This is a genomic window from Bradyrhizobium ingae (assembly GCF_055791185.1).
This window is the reverse complement of sequence record NZ_JBVUBB010000004.1, coordinates 259115-277086: the sequence shown is the minus strand read 5'-3', so window position 1 is coordinate 277086 and position 17972 is coordinate 259115. Positions and strand designations below refer to the sequence as shown.

The following is a 17972-nucleotide window of genomic DNA, read 5'->3' as shown; positions in this document are numbered from 1 at the left end:
GAAGATTGACCGGACACGCATCCTTTCAGTCATAGATCACGAACACCCCGTCGTGCTTCCGCACGTATCGCACTTCATGCAGGTCCCATTCCGCACCAGCGTGAAGTTGCCGCACTCTGAGCACATCTCGCCCTCGTAGCCCTTGGCTTTCGCTTCCGCGCGGCGTTCGGCTTTGGTGGGCACCACCGTTTGCGCGGTGCCGGCCTTGCTCCATTGGAGTTGCTCGAGCTTCTCGGTCGGCGAGAGGTCGTGGCTGGCTTCCTGCTTCAGGGCGACGGCGCCTTCGATCGTGTCGCCGGCGCGGGCGGATGCGCCGTGCAGCGCGGTGACGCGGTGGCCGCCGGCGGGGGCGCTGTCGTTGCCGGAGGAGACCGCGGCCGAGCCGCCGCGCATCACGACCAGGTTGTCGGTGCGGGAGCGGGTGAGGCCGCGCGAGACCAGCTTGGTCGCGTGGTGGCCGCTCTCGTCGTCCGGCTCCTTGCCTTCCTCGACGCCCTTGCCGAGCGCGTCAAAACCCGTCTCGCTGGGATCGACATGGGCGAGGTCGAAGCGGCTGAGATAGCTCACCGCCAGCTCGCGGAAGACGTAGTCGAGGATCGAGGTCGCGTACTTGATGCTGTCGTTGCCCTGCACGGGGCCCGCCGGCTCGAAGCGGGTGAAGGTGAAGGCGTCGACATATTCATCGAGCGGCACGCCGTATTGCAGACCGAGCGAGACGGCGATGGCGAAGTTGTTGATGAAGGAGCGGAGCGCCGCGCCTTCCTTGTGCATGTCGATGAAGATCTCGCCGAGACGACCGTCGTCATACTCGCCGGTGCGCAAGTAGACCTTGTGGCCGCCGACGACCGCCTTCTGGGTGTAGCCCTTGCGGCGATCCGGCATCTTCTCGCGCTCGCGCATCACGATGATGCGCTCGACGAGCTTCTCGACGATCTTCTCGGAGACCTGGGCGGCGCGCGCCGCCATCGGCTTCTCGTAGATCTGCTCGACCGCATCATCCTCGTCCTCATCATCGCTGATGAGCTGCGAGTTGAGCGGCTGGGACAGCTTCGAGCCGTCGCGATAGAGCGCGTTGGCCTTCAGCGCCAGCTTCCACGACAGCATGTAGGCGGACTTGCAGTCTTCCACCGTGGCGTCGTTCGGCATGTTGATGGTCTTGGAGATCGCGCCCGAGATGAAGGGCTGGCTCGCGGCCATCATGCGGATGTGGCTCTCGACCGACAGATAGCGCTTGCCGATCTTGCCGCAGGGGTTGGCGCAGTCGAACACCGGATAGTGCTCGGCCTTGAGGTGCGGAGCACCTTCCACCGTCATCGCGCCGCAGATGTGGACGTTGGCCGCCTCGATCTCGCGCTTGGTGAAGCCGACGGCCTGGAGCAGGTCGAAGCCGGGGGCCGCGATGGCTTCGGCGCCGATGCCGAGCTGGTCGCGGATGAAGTCTTCGCCAAAGGTCCACTTGTTGAAGGCGAACTTGATGTCGAAGGCGGTCGGCAGGGCTTTCTCGACCTTGGCGATCGCTTCGTCCGTAAAGCCCTTGGTCTTCAGCGTCGAGGCGTTGATGCCGGGGGCGTTGGAGAGCGAGCCGTGGCCGACGGCATAGGCTTCGATCTCCGCGATCTCGCTCTCGCGATAGCCGAGCGCGCGCAGCGCCGCGGGGACCGCGCGGTTGATGATCTTGAAATAGCCGCCGCCAGCCAGCTTCTTGAACTTCACCAGGGCGAAGTCGGGCTCGATGCCGGTGGTGTCGCAATCCATGACGAGGCCGATCGTGCCGGTCGGCGCGATCACCGTGGTCTGGGCGTTGCGATAGCCGTGCTGCTCGCCGAGCTCCAGCGCCGCATCCCAGGCTGCCTGCGCATGCGCGATCAGGTCGGCCTGCGGGCAGGAGGCGTGGTCGAGCGGCACCGGGTTGACCGAGAGCGCCTCATAGCCGGAGCTCTGGCCGTGCGCGGCGCGGCGGTGGTTGCGGATGACGCGCAGCATGTGCGCGGCGTTCTTCTTGTAGCCGGGGAAGGTGCCAAGCTCGGCCGCGATCTCGGCCGAGGTCTTGTAGGTGATGCCGGTCATCACGGCGGTCAGCGCGCCGCAGAGCGCGCGGCCTTCCTTCGAGTCATACGGCAGGCCCATGGTCATGAGCAGGCCGCCGATATTGGCGTAGCCGAGGCCGAGCGTGCGGAACTCGTAGGAGAGCTCGGCGATCGCGCGGGAGGGGAACTGCGCCATCATCACGGAGATTTCGAGCACGAGAGTCCAGAGCTGGCAGAGATGCTCGTAACCCTCGACGTCGAAACGCTTCGTCGTCGTGTTGTAGAACGTCAGCAGATTGGCGGAGGCGAGGTTGCACGCCGTGTCGTCCAGGAACATGTATTCCGAGCACGGATTGGACGCGCGGATGTCGCCGGACGCCTTGCAGGTGTGCCAGTCGTTCATGGTGGTGTTGAAGTGCAGGCCCGGGTCGGCCGACGCCCAGGCGGCGTAGCCGATCTTCTCCCAGAGGTCGCGGGCACGCAGCGTCTTCGTCACCTTCTTGTTGGTGCGGCCGATGAGGCTCCAGTCGCCATCGGTCTCGACCGCGCGCAGGAAGTCGTCCTTCAGCGAGACCGAGTTGTTGGAGTTCTGGCCCGATACCGTGAGGTAGGCTTCCGAATCCCAGTCGGTGTCGTAGGTTTCGAACTGGATGTCCTTGTAGCCCTGCTTGGCGAACTGGATCACCCGCTTGATGTAGTTGTCGGGCACGAGGCTCTTGCGCGCGAGCTTGATCTCGCGGCGGAGGGCAGGGTTCTTCTCGGGGTCGAAGCAATCGTCGCCCGAGCCTTCGCAGTTGACGCAGGCCTTCAGCACCGCCTTGAGGTGCTTCTGGTTGATCTTGGAGCCCGTGACGAGGGCGGCAACCTTCTGCTCCTCCTTCACCTTCCAGTCGATATAGGTCTCGATGTCGGGGTGATCGACGTCGACCACGACCATCTTGGCCGCGCGACGCGTGGTGCCGCCGGACTTGATCGCGCCCGCCGCGCGGTCACCAATCTTGAGGAAGCTCATCAGGCCCGACGAGCGGCCGCCGCCGGAGAGCTTTTCGCCTTCGCCGCGCAGGCGCGAGAAGTTGGAGCCGGTGCCGGAGCCATATTTGAACAGGCGCGCCTCGCGCACCCAGAGGTCCATGATGCCGCCCTCGTTGACGAGGTCGTCGCCGACGCCCTGGATGAAGCAGGCGTGCGGCTGCGGGTGCTCGTAGGCGGACTTCGACTTGGTCAGCTTGCCGGTGAAGGGATCGACGTAATAGTGGCCCTGGCCGGGGCCGTCGATGCCATAGGCCCAGTGCAGGCCGGTGTTGAACCATTGCGGCGAGTTCGGCGCGACCATCTGCATGGCGAGCATGTAGCGGAGCTCGTCATAGAAGGCCTGGGCGTCCTCGTCGGAGGAGAAATACTTGCCCTTCCAGCCCCAATAGGTCCAGCAGCCGGCGAGGCGGTCGAACACCTGCTTGGCGCTGAGCTCGCTGACGTAGCGCTCCTTCTCAGGCAGGAGGCTAAGCGCATCGGTATCGGGCACGGAGCGCCACAGGAAGGAGGGGACGGATTCCTCCTCGACCTTCTTCAGGCGCGCGGCGACGCCCGCTTTCCGGAAATACTTCTGGGCCAGCACGTCGGAGGCGACCTGCGACCACTCGGTCGGCACTTCGACGTTATCAAGCTTGAACACGACCGAGCCGTCGGGATTGCGGATCTCCGATGTGGTCTGGCGGAATTCGATCCCCGCGTAAGGGGATTGTCCTGCAGTGGTGTGGCGCCGCTCAATTTTCATAGTTTGCCCCGTCCTTTTCTAGCCGGCCCCGCCTCGGTTCGGGCGTGCCAGGTCGTTATTCTCTCGCGAATCCTCCCGGCCGTTTCGGCTTTAAGGCTTCGCAGTTCAGCCGGTGGATCCGGCCCAGTTTCTCCCGACGGGAGCGACCAGTGCCAAAGCACCGATCATCCGCCGGCATGTCCACCCGCACCCGCCCCCAAGGGGATGCGCGCGACATGCGTTCAACGCCACCACACTACGCTTGCTCCGAGCCTGTCTCGGCCCGTTCGAGCGCCCCGCAAGAGTCGGCAAATCAAGGGCAGACAAGCCCTTTACCCGCTGCCTCCTTCGGCTGGCGGAGTGGTCATTTGCGAGGACCCTTTGGGGAGTGACCGGCGGGACGCAAACACACTCGCGCCGAACGGACCGAAAGCTAGGACTCTCCGTTGCGCACGTCAAGAACTAGTGCGAGTTCCTGAATCAAATACTAAATATGGTGGAAAGACGGGGATAACAGGGGTCGGAACCGCGCCTATTGTAGAGGCAAGTATCAGTGAGTCCTGAGAGATTCCCAACCGAAAAAATTTGCGTTTGGTGATGGGTGACAGGCTTCATCCCGCTGTTCACAGGGCGGGTATATTTTTGCCCCAAGGCATTGCGTCAGCAGGACTCACGTAGCGCTACGGAACGTGCGGGCAGCCATGCTCGCCTGGGTGGTGGCGGGATGCGCCAATTGGCGCAAAGGTGGGCCCGTTTTCGCCGGGCTGCCACATGCATGATTCGACAAGACGGGGGATGCGGACGCGCATCGCCCCGGCTGGCCTGATGTTCCTTGCCATCACCTCGGTGGGCTGGGGCCTCAACTGGCCGGTGACCAAGTTCCTGCTCTCCGAACTGCCGCCACTGACGCTTCGCGGCGTCACCGGTGTGCTCGGGGCGCTGCTCCTCGCAGCCCTCGCCGTGATCCGCCGCAACAGCCTGAAGGTCGATCCGGCAATCTGGCCGCGGCTTCTGGTCGCGAGCCTCCTCAACGTCACCGGCTGGATGGTGCTGATGGGGCTGGCGCTATTGTGGCTGCCGGCGAGCGAGGCGGCGCTGATCGCCTATACCATGCCGGTGTGGGCCTCGCTCTTCGCCTGGCCGGTGCTGGGGGAGCGGCCGACGCTCCTGCGCACCATCGCGCTGCTGATGGCCTTCGCCGGGCTCGCCTCGATCATGGGCGGCAACGGCGTTTCCGCGAGCGCTGCGAAACTGCCCGGCATCATCATGGCGCTCGGCGGCTCGATCGGCTTTGCCGTCGGCACGGTGGCCTCCAAGAAGTATCCGATCCATCTGCCGCCGACCGCGGCAGCCGCCTGGCAGATCGGCCTCGGCTGCCTGCCGGTTGCGATCGTGGGCCTGGCGCTTGAGACGACGCATCTGTCGCAGGTGACGCCGGTCGGCTGGGGCTTGCTGGTCTATTCGGTCGTCGGCCAGTTCTGCATCGCCTATGTGAGCTGGTTCGCAGCGCTGTCGCGTCTGCCGGCCTCGGTCGCCGCGATCGGCACCATGGCCGTGCCGGTCATCGGCGTCGTGACGTCGGCGCTCGCGCTGCACGAGCCGCTGGGGCCGGGGCAGATCGCCGCGCTGGCCTTCACTCTCGCCGGCGTCGTGCTGGCGACGCGGTGAGGCGGCGCAAAGGTCAACCCACCGGCTCCTTGCCGAGCGCCAGGCGGATCATCTCGGCGAGCTGGTTGCGGCGGTAGGGCTTTGTCAGCAACAGCACGCCTTCGTCGAGCCTGCCCTGATGGACGATGGCGTTGTCGGTATAGCCGGAGGTGTAGAGCACCTTGACGCCGGGCCGGCGCTTTTCGACCTCCTGTGCAAGCACGCGTCCGCTCATGCCGCCGGGGATGACGACGTCGGTGAACAGGAGGTCGAACGGCTCGCCGCGGTCGACGAGCGCGAGCGCCGTGCGGCTGTCGGCGGCGGCGATGGTCTTGTAGCCGAGGCTCTGCAGCTGCGTGGTGACGAAGTTGCGCACGAGGTTGTCGTCCTCCACGACCAAAATGGTCTCGACGCCGCCGGTCGCCGCCGGGGCCGCGCCGGGCGCAGTCTCGCTCGCGCCTTCGCCGGGCGGCAGATAAAGCTTGATCGTCGTGCCGTGACCCGCCTCGCTGTAGATCTTGATGTGTCCGCCGGACTGCTTGACGAAGCCGTACACCATGGACAGCCCGAGCCCCGAGCCTTTGCCGATCTCCTTGGTGGTGAAGAACGGCTCGAATGCCTTTTCCTGCACATCCGGCGGCATGCCGCTGCCGGTGTCGCTGACCGCGAGCATCACATAGGCGCCGGGCGTGACGTCCGGATTGGCCTGCGCGTAGGCCTCGTCCAGCGTTACCCGCCGTGTCTCGAGCAGCAGCTTGCCGCCATCGGGCATGGCGTCGCGGGCGTTGATCGCCATGTTGAGCACGGCGTTGGTCAGCCGCGACGGATCGATGTGCGAGGTCATCGGGCCCTGTTCGAGCGCGGTTTCGATCTGGATCTGCTCGCCCAGGGTGGGACGCAGGAGCTTTGCGGTGTCCGATATCGCCGCGTTGAGGTCGACGTCGCGCGGCTCCAGCGGCTGCTTGCGGGCAAAGGCGAGCAAATGCTGGATCAGCTCGGCGCAGCGCGCGGCGGCATCGTCGATCAGCCGCGCCATGCGCTGCAGCTCGGGTTGCTGCTTGAGGCTGCCGACCAGCGTCTCGGTATTGCCCGAGATCACCGTCAGCATGTTGTTGAAGTCGTGCGCGACGCCGCCGGTCAATTTGCCGATGGCGTCCAGCTTCTGCGACTGGTGCAGCTGCCGCTCGGTCTCCCGCGAGATGGTCGCATCGTGATAGACCAGCACCGCGCCGGAGATCACGCCTTGCGCATTGCGCATCGGCCGCCCGCTGATGAGGAGATGGCGGACGGGATTGTCGCTGTGCGGGCGGACGATCATCTCCATCTCTTCGAACTCGTCGCCGCGCAGTACGCGCGTCGACGGCAGCTCCTCGGGGATGAGCGGCGTCACGCCGTCGCCGTGAAACACGTCGGACATCGCGCGCAGGTTCGTCAGGTTCATGCCGGCGCGATGCAGCAGGATGCGTTCCGCGGCGGGATTCGACAGAAGGACGTTTCTGTCCATGTCGATCACGAGCACCGCTTCCGCCATGCTGTGGAACGTACTTTGCAGCACGTTGACGGACAGGCGAAGCTCGTCATGGGCGGTGACGAGGTGCTCGGTGCGCTCGGCGACCGCCGCCTCCAGCGCCTCGTTGGCAACCCTGGTCTCATGCAGCGTGCTCTGCAGGGCAACGCTGGTGCGCCGGGTCTCGCGCAGCAGCAGCGCGACCAGGAGCAGGATCAGCATCGCGCCGGCGACGTCGACGCCGAGGAGGACGACGCCGGTGCGTCGCGACTCCACCGCGCGGGCGGCAAGCCGACGCTCTTCCTCCGCGGTCAGCCGGTCGAGATTTGCGGTCACCGCCTCCATCAGGCCGCGGCCTTCCGCCTTGCCCTGGAGCGCGGCGATGCCGTCGCCGTCATTCGCGGCGCGCAGCCGCATCGCTTCGGCAGCGACGTCGAGCCGGCGCAGAATGAGCGTTTCGGTGCCTTCAAGCAGCGTGACCTGATCGGGATTGTCGCGGAGCGCGCGCCTGAGATCGGCGAGGGCGGGCGTGATGGCTCCGCGCGTCGCCTGGAACTCGTCGTTGAAGGCCGGGCTGCGATAGAGCTCATAGCCGCGCGCCGCACTTTCGGCGCGACGGACGAGCAGGCGCAGCTCCGAGATCTTCTTGAGTGCCCCGACGGTGTGGTTGGCCCACGACGTGTCGAACCGCGACTTGACGTCGAGTCCGATTGAGGCCGCGGTGATGATCAGGAGGATGGCAAGTCCGGCACCGAGAATTACGCGCTGCGAAGCAATCAAGGGGATTTGTTGTCCTTCACCGGCGCCGCCTCGTCGAGGCATTCCTTGATTGCGGTCAGCAGCGTCTCGGGCGTGAACGGCTTGCGCAGGCAGCGCGTCGCGCCGAGCTCGAGCGCCATGCGGAGGAAATCGGGCGAGGGCGATGCAGACGAGGCGAAGGCGTAGCCGGACATCGCGATCAGCGGGATCGTCGGCGCACGCTCATGGAAGATGCGGATCGATTCGAAGCCGCGCATGTGCGGCATGAAGATGTCGACCAGCATCGCATCGAAGGTCTGCGCCTCGAGTGCAGCCAAGCCCGTCTCGCCGCCGTCAGTCAACGTGACGTCGAAGCCCTGGCGTTGGAGGAGGACCTCGATGGTCGCGCCGACCATCGGATCGTCATCAACCACGAGTATACGCGGCATGACTCTGCCTAACCAATCGAAGTCCCCATAGTCTTTGCTGATATAAGCGAATCGTGGAGCGGGTCAATTTTGGATTGGTTCGGGACAGATATGCACGGTTGGGTGCATAAAACGCGTGATGTATGGCGTTCGTGTGAAAGTCCTTGCGGCTCGAAACGAGACGTCAAAAAGGCGCCGCGGGAGAGCGGCGCCTTTTCGATCAAATTGGAGCAATACGACTAACCGGCTCTAGGGGCAGGGATGTCGCAGGCCGTCATAGCCAAGGTAGGTGCCTGACGCGGGGTCATAGGACCGGTAGCGCTGGGCGCAATAGGCTGCCGAATCGCCGCCGGTATCGGGCACGACGGCAACGCTTGGGCTGGTGTCGTAATAGTAATCGTCGCCGTAATAGTAGGGATCATTGTAGTACGGGCCGCCGCCATAATAGGCGTACGACCCTAAGGTCCCGATCGCAGCGCCGGCCGCCACGCCGGGCCAGAAGCCGCCACCGCGATGGTGCCAGCCGCCGCCGCGCCAGTTGCCGGACGGCGTACCGGCTGCGACACGGCCGCCTCCACTGAAGGCTGGCGCAGAGACGCCGGGCCGAACCGCGCCTGAGGCCGCGAAATTGCCTCCGCCACCGCGGATCGCGGCGCCGCCGCCAAAATTGCCGCCGCCCATGCGGGCTCCGCCACCGCCGCCTCCGACGGAGACGTGTCCGCCACCGCCACCACCGACGGCCTGAGCGCGCGATTGGGCAAAGCTTGCGGTCGGTGTCGCCAGCGGAAGGACCAGTGCCAGCGCCGCTGTGGCGGTCAAAACTCTGAGATTGTTCATATTCGGCTCCTTTTCCGGGACTTAAAACCGCGCAAGAGGGCAAGTCGTTCCATGGCAGAGCGCAAGGGTGACTTGCGCTATCGAGGATTCCAGTCCGCGCCTGTACCCGGCATGAACGGGATCACGTTCGCCTTGCGGCAGATCAGCGCATTCCGGATGTGCCATCCGCGGTGCGGCAACTGGACAAGTCGGCTTCCGGATGGCATCAGGACCCTACGAAGCAGGGCCCTTGCCGCATGAAACAATTCTTCCTCAAGCTCTTCACCTGGTGGAACGGCCAGACCTTTGGCACGCAGCTCTGGACCTGGCGGTTCGGTGAGCTGGTCGGCGAGGACGAGCAGGGCAACCGCTATTACCGCACGCGCGGCGGCGTGATCGATCCGACCCTCGGTTTCGAGCGGCGCTGGGTGATCTATAACGGCTATGCCGAAGCGAGCCGCGTGCCGCCGGCCTGGCATGGCTGGCTGCATCACGTCGTCGACGTGCCGCCGACCGAGCTCAACTACAAGCCGCGCGAGTGGGAAAAGCCGCATCAGCCGAACCTGACCGGCACGCCCAAGGCCTACCGGCCGTCCGGCTCGACCCTTGCGAGCGGCAAGCGCCCCAAGGCGACCGGCGACTACCAGCCCTGGACCCCCGGCTAGACCGCATATTGCAGATCATTGGCGCTGGATGCACTCGCATCCAGCTATCACCGCTGTGAACAACGGGAACAGCGGGGACGTCGCATGCGCGGCCGTTGCGCTTGCGCGAGCGATGCGGCTCAATGAACCCATCTTACGGAGATGGGAGACCATCGCGTACGGTTCGGGCAACAGTTCGCGACTGCCCCGAAATGCAGCGGCTGCCGAACAGGACTCGATCGGGATATAGGCCCCCGGTCTGGAAGCTCCGAAATCGCCCGTTTGAATGTGCAGCTGTCGTAAGACAGGAAAGGCCGCCCGGGTAACCTGGCGGCCTTTTTCTGTTGTGCTGGATCACATCACCCTGGCCGCCGCCCGCTTGGCTGCTTCCATGCGACGCGCCTGCGAGGGTGCGATGCGTTCCTTCATCAGCGCGAGCACTTCGGCGGGCGCGGTTTCCGGCGAGCCGGCATTGAACGGCGGTGCTGGATTGTATTCGAGACGGAGCTGAATCGCTTCGGCCATGGTGCGGTCGACCAGCATCGAGACCAGCGTGAGCGCGAAATCGATCCCTGCGGTGACCCCGCCGCCGGTGACGCGGTTGCGGTCGATGCATACGCGTGTCCGCGTCGGCGTCGCGCCGAACAGCGACAGCACCTCCATCGCGCTCCAATGGGTGGCGGCGCGGTAGCCCTTCAACAGGCCGGCTGCGCCGAGCACCAGCGATCCCGTGCAGACCGAGGTGACATATTTGGCGCCCTCGGCCTGCCTGCGCAGAAAGTCCAGCACCTCCTCATCGTTGACGAGTGCATCGGTGCCGAATCCGCCGGGCACGCAGATCACGTCGAGCTGCGGGCAGTCCGCAAACGTCGTGGTCGGCGTCAGCGTCAGCACGGAATCGCTCGGAACGGGCTCGATCCGCTTCCAGATGAGGTGCACCTCGGCGCCCGGCACTGAGGAGAACACCTGCACGGGGCCGGTGAGGTCGAGCTGGGTGACACGCGGAAAAACCAGACATCCGATTCTGAGCGGTGACGACACGAGAGCCTCCGGACAATCAACTTGACGGGCACGTTGCCATGATGCTCTTCTGTCAGAAATGGCGTAATTCCCTCTTTTTCGGACATTCTCCATGATCGGGGTCCTGATCTTTCCCGACTTTCAGTTGCTCGATGCGGCGGGCCCGATCTCGGTATTTGAGATCGCCGCGCGCTATTCGAAGACGGTGCCGGTTATCCGCGTGCTTGCGTTGAATGCCGGGCCTGTGCGCAGTTCGTCCGGCGTCGAGATCATGGCGCGCGATTTCAAATCGGCGCATGCGATCACGACACTGATCATCGCGGGCGGCGAGGGCGTGGCAGGCGCGGCGCGCTGCCCGGCAACGCTGGCCTTCGTGCAGCGGTTGGCGAAGCGCGGCGTACGCGTCGCCAGCGTCTGCTCCGGCGCCTATGTGCTGGCGGAGGCGGGGCTGCTCGACGGCAAGCGCGCGACCACGCATTGGGGCCGCACCCGCGATTTCGTCGCGCGCTATCCCAAGGTGAAGCTCGAGCCAGACCAGATCTTCACGCGCGACGGCGACGTCTGGACCTCGGCCGGCATCTCCGCCGGCATCGACCTTGCGCTTGCGATGGTGACCGAGGATCACGGCGAGGCCGTCGCACAGGACACCGCGCGCCAGCTCGTGCTCTACCATCGCCGCAGCGGTGGGCAGTCGCAGTTCTCTTCGCTTCTGGAATTGAAGGCGCCGAACGGGCGTTTCGGACCGCTGCTCGCCTGGGCGCGCGAGAACCTCGATACGCCCCTGACCGTCGAGGATCTTGCCGAGCGCGCCAATATGAGCGCACGGCACTTTGCGCGCGCGTTCGCTGCCGAGACCGGCGCGACGCCGTCAAAGGCGATCGAGCGCTTGCGCGTCGAGGTGGCGCGCGAACGCGTGCAGTCATCCAGCGAAGCGATCGAGCTCGTCGCGCAATCGACAGGATTCCGTGACCCCGAACGGATGCGCCGCGCCTTCATCCGCGCCTTCGGCCAGCCGCCGCAATCGCTGCGGCGCGCGGCGCGGGCGGGTTAGGTTGTGCTGCCGGCGCTCGCAGTAACCGAGGCACGAGACTGCGCCGTCAAACGTCGCGCGATCGGCGTCAGCATCTGCGGCGCGACGTAGTAGGGAAACTGGGTGAGCGCGAAATAAAGCCAGGTCATGCCGGGCAGGGTTCCGGCGGTTGCCGCCAGCATCAGCCCGATATTGCGTTGCGACACCATCAGGCCGAGGGCGAGGGCCTGTTCATAGCCGACGCGGCGGAACAGCAGCGTCGTGACGATCAAGAGCGCAAAGAAGATGGCGAAGGCAAGCAGCGCAACGGCGATCGACAGCAGGGGATCGGCGAGGAAGTCGGCGATCACATTGCCCATCACGGCCGCGACGAAGACGAGCAGGATGATGATGTTGATGCCGTCGATCGGCCGGCGGTGACGCTGGATCGCGTCCGCCCCGAACCACCAGCGGACCACGGTCGCGGCCATGAGTGATCCCGCGAGGATCGCGAGCAGTTTTGCGCCAAGCGCGAGCGGTGAGATGCTGAGCGTTCCGCCGAGGAAGAGTGCGGCAAACAGTGACGCCGTGAACGGCACCAGGGCGGTGGAGGTCACCAGCGTCACCAGCACCAGCGTGGCATCGAGACCCATCAGCGCTGCGATCGCGGGGGAGGCCATCATCGGCGAAGCGATACCCTGCAGCATCAGCGCCAGGAACAGCTCGGGCGAGCGGACATCGAAACCGGACAGATGCGCAGCAAGGCCAAAGATCAGGGGTACGCCGATGGTCGTCCAGACGGTTGCCGCGACGATCAGCCCCGGCCGGCGCAGATGCGCGCGCAGCGCGGCGAGGTCGACGCGCATGAAGGAGATCACGAGCAGGAAGAAGATCGCCTCGGTCACGAAAGGCCGCAGCAGAGCGCCGAGCGGTGGGATCGCGATGCCGAACAGCACCAGCGCCGCGACCGCGCGCGTGCCCTGGTCGCCGAGCCATGTCAGCCATCGCACGGGAGCGGCCAGGGTGCGTTGCAGGCCAAGGGGCATTTTGACTTCCAGGGGAGTGTCACCTCGCGCGAACAGGTTGAGGCAAACGGCGGAGTTGGCCTGTTCAAAGTAGCATGGGATTACCGTGGATCGCGAGAGCTGTAAGCCGGTCGGGGACGCCGTCTGTCAGGGGCGATCAAAGAGGGGCGCCGCCGCAACGACCCCGTCCTATGGGCTCTGGCCGGCCAGCGACCGGCGGGCGAGGAGGGGGAAACCGCCCTTTCCCCGCCGTATTCGGCGTGTTAACCGGATGGTCTGCGAGCGGCCGTAAGCCCCTGTACAATGCTCGATAAACCCGATTCGCTGTTGAAGCCGCGCGAGATGTCTCGAAACCTGATCCTGACCGGCCTTGCGGCGCTGTTTGCCGCCACAGCGATGATCGTCTCGCCTCCGGCGCAGGCGCAGATCGGCACCATCTTCTCTGATCCGCCGCCGCTGCGGCCGCCCGGCAGCATTCCGCGCGGCAACCAGCCGCAGCAGCAGATGCCCGACGACGATGAGGAGGTGCCGGAGCTGCCACCGCAAGGCCGCGTGCTGCCGACGCCGAACCGTCCTGCCCCCCGCCAGGGAAATGCGCTGCCGGGGCCGGTGGAGACGCAGCCTTTGGCGCCGCCGCCAGGAAGCACCGTGCTGCCGCAGAACCAGCAGCCCTCGATTGCGGTCGCGCCTCCCAATCCTCAAAGCCCCCCGCCGCAGCAGGGCGCCAATCCGACGCTGCCGGGCTTGCCGCCCGGGCAGCGACAGCCCAAGGGGACACCGCAGAACGGCGTGCCGCAGACGCCGGCCAGCCTTCAGCCGGGCGATGAGGTCGTGACCGAGCCGCCGGCGCAGAAGATCGTGAACAAGAAGGCGACCTTCTCCGGCCTCGACAAGATCACCGGCCGCATCATCAATTTCGACGAGGATATCGGCGAGACCGTGCAGTTCGGCGCGTTGCGCGTCAAAACCGACGCCTGCTACACGCGGCCGGCGACGGAAGCCGCCAATACCGACGCCTTCGTCGAGGTCGACGAGATCACGCTGCAAGGCGAGGTGAAGCGGATTTTTTCGGGCTGGATGTTCGCGGCAAGCCCCGGCCTGCACGGCGTCGAGCACCCGATCTACGACATCTGGCTGACCGACTGCAAAGAGCCGCAGCAGACGATCGCGACCGCTGCGCCGGATCCGGCGACCAAGCCGGCCACGCCACCGCCGCCAGCGCAGAAGAAGGCAGCTCCCAAGCAGGCCGTGCAGCAGCCGCGCCCGCCGCAGCCTCCGCCGCAGCCGCAACAGCAGCAGGCGCCACCTCCGCCTCCGCCGCCGCAACAGCAGCCGAGCCTCTTCCCGTTCCCGGGCTTCGGCCGGAACTGAGGACTGATGAGATCGAGTTCAGCCGATCGCCCGAGGTCCACCTCTCCCCAGCGGGGAGAGCTGAGTCCTTGGCTCACTCCCGATTGAACCAAAAAATCATCCCGCTTTAGCTTCGCGAGGCGATGATCTCGAGCGCGCGCGTGCCTGAGATCGCTTCGCCGGGCAACTTCAGGAAATCGGCGGACTCGCCCGCCAGCGCCTTGTCGAGCAGGGCGGTGTAACGACGCCTGGAAATCTCGACCGCACCGAAGCTGCGCAGATGCTCGGTGACGTATTGCGTGTCGAGCAGCTCGAAGCCGCCATGGATGAGCCGCGCCACCAGATGCACCAGCGCGACCTTCGAGGCATCGCGCGCGGTGTGAAACATGCTTTCGCCGAAGAAAGCGCGTCCCAGGCTCACGCCATAGAGGCCACCGACGAGATCGTCGCCCTGCCAGGCCTCGACGCTGTGGCAATGGCCGAGCTCGTGCAGGCCGCCATAGAGATCGCGGATGCGCTTGTTGATCCAGGTGTCCTCCCGTCCGACCTGCGGCGCAGCACAACCTGCGATCGTCGCCTTGAAGGCGGTGTTGACGGTGACGCGAAACACGTCCGAGCGCACGGTGCGCGCAAGGCGCGAGGCGATGCGAAATCCCTCGAGCGGGATCACGCCGCGCATCTCCGGCTCGACCCAGAACAACGTCGGATCGTCCGCGCTTTCAGCCATCGGAAAGATGCCGCAGGCATAGGCACGCAGCAGCACGGCTGGGGTGATTTCAGACGAGGCGGAGTCGCGCGCAGTCATGCAGAGCACATTAGCAGGATCACGGCAGCGTTGCGATGGGGTCGATGCCGAGGCTTCGCGCGTCAGCTCGCGGCGGCGCTGTTCGTCGTGCTCGATGGCGTGGGCAAGCGGCGGAACTTCAGCAGTATCTTCGTCCCTGTGTGATCCGGATCGCGTTCGACGGAGGCGTCAAGCTTGGACGCCATCGCTGCGACAATGCGCTGCCCCATCCCCGTCGAGCGCGGATCGGCCTTGGCGTTGTCGCCGACGCCATCATCGGCGATCGACAGAACGAGATCCTCGCCTTGAGAGGTCAGCTCGACGTGAATGGGGCCGGCCCCGTCCGGATAGGCGTATTTCACCGCGTTCATGACGAGCTCGTTGACGATGATGCCGACCGCGACCGCGCGGTCCGGATCGATCTCGATCGGCTCGGCCCTCAGCGTCAGGCGCGACATCCGGTTGCCCTCGGCGGAACGGCGGAGATCCTCCAGCAGCGAGTCCAGATACTGGTTCAGGACGACGCTCTTCAGATCCTGCGAGGTGTAGAGGCGGCGGTGCACCTGCGCGACCGCGGCGACGCGGCCCATCGCATTGGTCAGGGCGGCCTTGACCTCGTCCTGCGCAGCCGAGCTTGCCTGCAGATGCAACAGCGAAGCGATGATCTGGAGCGAATTGCCGACGCGATGGTTGACCTCGCGCAGAAGCATTTCGCGTTCGGCAGCCAGCGCCGCGTAGCGGTCGCGCGAGGCGTGGATTTCGGCTTCCGCCTCCTCGCGCGCCTTTTGAAGCGCGGCCTGGCGCAGGGCGCCGTCGGCCGCGACATGCAGCAGCGGAATGAAGTCGCCCTTGACGTCCTTGACGAGGTAGTCGGCTGCACCCGCCTTCAGCGCGGTGACGGCAATGCTGGAATCCTGCGATGCCGTGACGAAGACGACCGGCGGGGCGCCCGGGATCGCCATGATCTGTTCGAGTGTCTCAAGGCCGTCGAGGCCGGGCATGTACTGGTCGAGCGCCACGACGTCGATGCCGCCATCGACGTTCCCTTCCTGGATGCGCGCGAGGCCTTCCTCGCCGCTTGCGGCAAGTATCACGTTGTAGCCGCGGCGCGTCAGCCCGCGCTCGACGAGGCGCGCGAGCGCGTCGTCGTCGTCGATATAGAGCAGCGTCGGCATTGTCCGGCTCATGATGCGGCTGGGGGCACCTGGATGACGGAGAAGAATAGCCCGAGCTGCCGGATCGCGTTGGCAAAATTCTCGTAATTGACCGGTTTTGTGATGTAGACGTTACAGCCGAGCTCGTAGCAGCGCTTGATCTCCTGGGAGTCGTCGGTGGTGGTCAGCACCACCACGGGGGAGGCCTTCAGGTACTTGTTCTCCTTGATCCGCTTCAGGATGTCGATTCCGCTCGTATCGGGCAGGTTGAGATCGAGCAGGATCAGCAGCGCATTGCCCTTCTGGACGATGCCGGTGCCGTCGGCGCCGAACAGATAGCGGATGGCCTCAGTGCCGTTGGCAAACGGCACGATCTCGTTGTTCACCCCGGAGCGGCGGATGTTGCGTTCGATAAGACGGGCGTGCCCTTCGTCGTCCTCGATCATGATGATGGTGACTGGCTGGGTCATTGCTCTGCGTTCCGCTTGCTGGCGTTCCACTTGATCGGCAGCGTGATCGTGAATGCGCTGCCGACGTTGAGTTCGGAGGAGACCGACATCGTGCCGCCGAGCCGGCGCACCAGCGCGCGGACATGGGCAAGGCCGATGCCCTGGCCCGGCTTGTCCTGGAGGCCGGCGCGGCGAAACAGATCGAAGATGCGCTGGTGATCCTTCGGGTCGATGCCGCGGCCATTGTCGGAGATCTCGAAGATCGCATAGCCGAGCTTGGTGCGGCCGCGCAGCACGATCTGGCCGGGGACGCCGGCCTTGAGATATTTGATGGCGTTGTCGATCAGGTTGGAGAAGATCTGCTCCAGCGCCAGGCGGTCGCTCACGATATCGGGCAGCTCGCCGACGCGGATTTCGGCCTGGGCTTCGGCGGCCTGATGCGCCACGGTCGCCACGACCGCCTCGATCAGTTCGCCCATGTCGATCCTGACCGGCTCGAACTCGCGCCGACCTTCGCGGGTGAGGTTGAGGATCGCCGAGATCAGGCGATCCATCTTGCCGATCGAGGATTTGATGAAGCCGAGCGCCTCGGAAAAGTCCTGCGAGAGCTGCTTGTCGGTCCCCTCCAGCGCGATTTCCGCGGCATCATTCATCGCCAGCGGCGGCCCGTCGGCCGGGACGTGGGTGAGGCCGCCGATGCGCCTGAAGATGTCGTTGCCCAATTCCTCGAGCTCGCTGGTGAAGCCCATGATGTTGACCAGCGGCGAGCGCAGGTCGTGGCTCACGATATAGGCAAAGCGCTGGATCTCGTTGTTGGCTTCGCGCAAGTCCGCCGTGCGTTCGTCGACGGTGGCCTCGAGATTGAGGTTAGAGTCGCGCAGGCGCGCCTCGGCCTCGTCGCGGAGGGCTGCCGAGCGCCGCACCAGCCAGATCGAGATCAGGGCGAGCACGACGACGAGACCGGAGCCGATGCCGGTCAGCGATGCTGCCAGCGTCTGGCTGTTGTTGGCATTGGCCGAGCGGAGCGTGAACAGACGCTGCTCCTCGCGCAGCATGGCGTCCGCGGCGTCGCGGATTGTGCTCGTCGTGTCGCCGGCGGCCGCTTCGCGGACGAGCGCGGAGGCGCGCGCGAAATCGCTCTGCTGGATGTAATTCATCTCGCGCGTGAACTGGTCGAGCCTGGTTTCGACCGCCGGTCGCAGCTTGCCGATGTTGTCGACCTGCGCGGGGTTGTCCTTGGTCAACTCCATGAGCCTGTTGAGATGCGGCAGGACTCCCGCTACCGCGGCCTGGTGGTCGGTCCAGAATTCCGGCCCGCGCGTGAGGAGGAATCCACTCGCGCTGCTCTCGGCGCGACGAATTTCCAGGAGCAGGGTGTGGATCTGGTTCTCAACCTCGATGGTGTGAATGACCGAGGCATTGTCGTCGCGCGCCTTGTTGACGAGGTAGACGGAGCCGGCACTGATCACCGCCAGCACCAAGAGTCCCGCCGCGAACAGCAGGATCTGCCAAAGTGCGCGCCGCCGCCTCAAGTCGGGCGTTACGCCAGCTCCAGTTCCGACCTTAAGAATTTCCACTCCCCCGTGCAGAAAACCCGCCAATAACGCCGCAAGCGGCGTTC

Annotated in this window: 14 protein-coding genes; 4 read left to right on the top strand and 10 right to left on the bottom strand. The window is 65.5% G+C overall.

All coding sequences use genetic code 11. The features are described from left to right. Positions 1 to 36: 36 nt before the first annotated feature. Positions 37 to 3801: a vitamin B12-dependent ribonucleotide reductase gene (locus ACV1FX_RS08455; protein WP_473117082.1), complete on the bottom strand. Its 3765-nt coding sequence runs from the start codon at positions 3799 to 3801 to the stop codon at positions 37 to 39. 750 nt (positions 3802 to 4551) lie between these two features. On the opposite strand from ACV1FX_RS08455, the gene ACV1FX_RS08450 reads away from it, so the two are divergent. Then, entirely contained in the window at positions 4552 to 5448 is an 897-nt protein-coding gene (locus ACV1FX_RS08450) for a DMT family transporter (RefSeq protein WP_473117081.1), read from the top strand. 13 nt (positions 5449 to 5461) lie between these two features. Here the strand turns inward: ACV1FX_RS08450 and ACV1FX_RS08445 are convergent, their stop codons facing one another. The 3 genes from ACV1FX_RS08445 to ACV1FX_RS08435 form a co-directional block, all read right to left on the bottom strand. Further along, on the bottom strand, positions 5462 to 7714 hold the full coding sequence (locus ACV1FX_RS08445; protein WP_473117080.1) for a CHASE3 domain-containing protein: 2253 nt from the start codon (positions 7712 to 7714) through the stop codon (positions 5462 to 5464). Beyond that, entirely contained in the window at positions 7711 to 8121 is a 411-nt protein-coding gene (locus tag ACV1FX_RS08440; protein WP_473117079.1) for a response regulator, read from the bottom strand. Before ACV1FX_RS08440 ends, ACV1FX_RS08445 begins: the two co-directional genes overlap by 4 nt. Positions 8122 to 8349: 228 nt before the next feature. After that, on the bottom strand, positions 8350 to 8937 hold the full coding sequence (locus tag ACV1FX_RS08435; protein ID WP_473117078.1) for a BA14K family protein: 588 nt from the start codon (positions 8935 to 8937) through the stop codon (positions 8350 to 8352). A gap of 236 nt (positions 8938 to 9173) precedes the next feature. On the opposite strand from ACV1FX_RS08435, the gene ACV1FX_RS08430 reads away from it, so the two are divergent. Next, on the top strand, positions 9174 to 9581 hold the full coding sequence (locus ACV1FX_RS08430; RefSeq protein ID WP_027524548.1) for an NADH:ubiquinone oxidoreductase subunit NDUFA12: 408 nt from the start codon (positions 9174 to 9176) through the stop codon (positions 9579 to 9581). Positions 9582 to 9914: 333 nt separating this feature from the next. Here the strand turns inward: ACV1FX_RS08430 and ACV1FX_RS08425 are convergent, their stop codons facing one another. Then, a complete protein-coding gene (locus ACV1FX_RS08425) occupies positions 9915 to 10601 on the bottom strand; it encodes a DJ-1/PfpI family protein (RefSeq protein WP_473117077.1) in 687 nt (228 codons plus the stop codon). A gap of 91 nt (positions 10602 to 10692) precedes the next feature. Here ACV1FX_RS08425 and ACV1FX_RS08420 point away from each other — a divergent pair, with 91 nt between their 5' ends. Next, a complete protein-coding gene (locus ACV1FX_RS08420; RefSeq protein WP_473117076.1) occupies positions 10693 to 11631 on the top strand; it encodes a GlxA family transcriptional regulator in 939 nt (312 codons plus the stop codon). Here ACV1FX_RS08420 and ACV1FX_RS08415 read toward each other — a convergent pair. Then, positions 11628 to 12635 (bottom strand): Na+-dependent transporter, encoded by a 1008-nt coding sequence (locus ACV1FX_RS08415; protein WP_473117075.1) that lies wholly within the window; start codon positions 12633 to 12635, stop codon positions 11628 to 11630. The two genes, ACV1FX_RS08420 and ACV1FX_RS08415, sit on opposite strands and share 4 nt — an antisense overlap. A 282-nt stretch (positions 12636 to 12917) precedes the next feature. Here ACV1FX_RS08415 and ACV1FX_RS08410 point away from each other — a divergent pair, with 282 nt between their 5' ends. Beyond that, positions 12918 to 13985 carry a DUF2155 domain-containing protein gene (locus tag ACV1FX_RS08410; RefSeq protein WP_473117074.1) on the top strand — a complete coding sequence of 356 codons (1068 nt, stop codon included), beginning with the start codon at positions 12918 to 12920 and terminating at the stop codon, positions 13983 to 13985. Between the two features lie 106 nt (positions 13986 to 14091). On the opposite strand, the gene aat is transcribed toward ACV1FX_RS08410, so the two are convergent. The 4 genes from aat to ACV1FX_RS08390 all read right to left on the bottom strand — a co-directional run bounded on the left by aat (position 14092) and on the right by ACV1FX_RS08390 (position 17922). Next, complete coding sequence (gene aat / locus ACV1FX_RS08405; protein WP_473117073.1) at positions 14092 to 14769, bottom strand: leucyl/phenylalanyl-tRNA--protein transferase; 678 nt, start codon at positions 14767 to 14769, stop codon at positions 14092 to 14094. A 62-nt stretch (positions 14770 to 14831) separates the two neighbouring features. Continuing rightward, the gene (locus ACV1FX_RS08400; RefSeq protein WP_473117072.1) at positions 14832 to 15935 is read right to left on the bottom strand and encodes a sensor histidine kinase; all 1104 of its coding nucleotides are present in this window, start codon (positions 15933 to 15935) and stop codon (positions 14832 to 14834) included. Continuing rightward, a complete protein-coding gene (locus ACV1FX_RS08395; protein WP_473117071.1) occupies positions 15932 to 16372 on the bottom strand; it encodes a response regulator in 441 nt (146 codons plus the stop codon). Before ACV1FX_RS08395 ends, ACV1FX_RS08400 begins: the two co-directional genes overlap by 4 nt. Beyond that, positions 16369 to 17922, bottom strand: coding sequence for a sensor histidine kinase (locus ACV1FX_RS08390; protein ID WP_473117220.1), 1554 nt, complete (start codon positions 17920 to 17922; stop codon positions 16369 to 16371). Before ACV1FX_RS08390 ends, ACV1FX_RS08395 begins: the two co-directional genes overlap by 4 nt. Positions 17923 to 17972 lie beyond the last annotated feature (50 nt).

Coding starts and splice junctions, on each gene's coding strand:
- ACV1FX_RS08455 (WP_473117082.1), bottom strand. CDS start 3,801: ATGAAAATTGAGCGGCGCCACACCACTGCAGGACAATCCCCTTACGCG.
- ACV1FX_RS08450 (WP_473117081.1), top strand. CDS start 4,552: ATGCATGATTCGACAAGACGGGGGATGCGGACGCGCATCGCCCCGGCT.
- ACV1FX_RS08440 (WP_473117079.1), bottom strand. CDS start 8,121: ATGCCGCGTATACTCGTGGTTGATGACGATCCGATGGTCGGCGCGACC.
- ACV1FX_RS08435 (WP_473117078.1), bottom strand. CDS start 8,937: ATGAACAATCTCAGAGTTTTGACCGCCACAGCGGCGCTGGCACTGGTC.
- ACV1FX_RS08430 (WP_027524548.1), top strand. CDS start 9,174: ATGAAACAATTCTTCCTCAAGCTCTTCACCTGGTGGAACGGCCAGACC.
- ACV1FX_RS08420 (WP_473117076.1), top strand. CDS start 10,693: ATGATCGGGGTCCTGATCTTTCCCGACTTTCAGTTGCTCGATGCGGCG.
- ACV1FX_RS08415 (WP_473117075.1), bottom strand. CDS start 12,635: ATGCCCCTTGGCCTGCAACGCACCCTGGCCGCTCCCGTGCGATGGCTG.
- ACV1FX_RS08410 (WP_473117074.1), top strand. CDS start 12,918: ATGCTCGATAAACCCGATTCGCTGTTGAAGCCGCGCGAGATGTCTCGA.
- aat (WP_473117073.1), bottom strand. CDS start 14,769: ATGACTGCGCGCGACTCCGCCTCGTCTGAAATCACCCCAGCCGTGCTG.
- ACV1FX_RS08400 (WP_473117072.1), bottom strand. CDS start 15,935: ATGAGCCGGACAATGCCGACGCTGCTCTATATCGACGACGACGACGCG.
- ACV1FX_RS08395 (WP_473117071.1), bottom strand. CDS start 16,372: ATGACCCAGCCAGTCACCATCATCATGATCGAGGACGACGAAGGGCAC.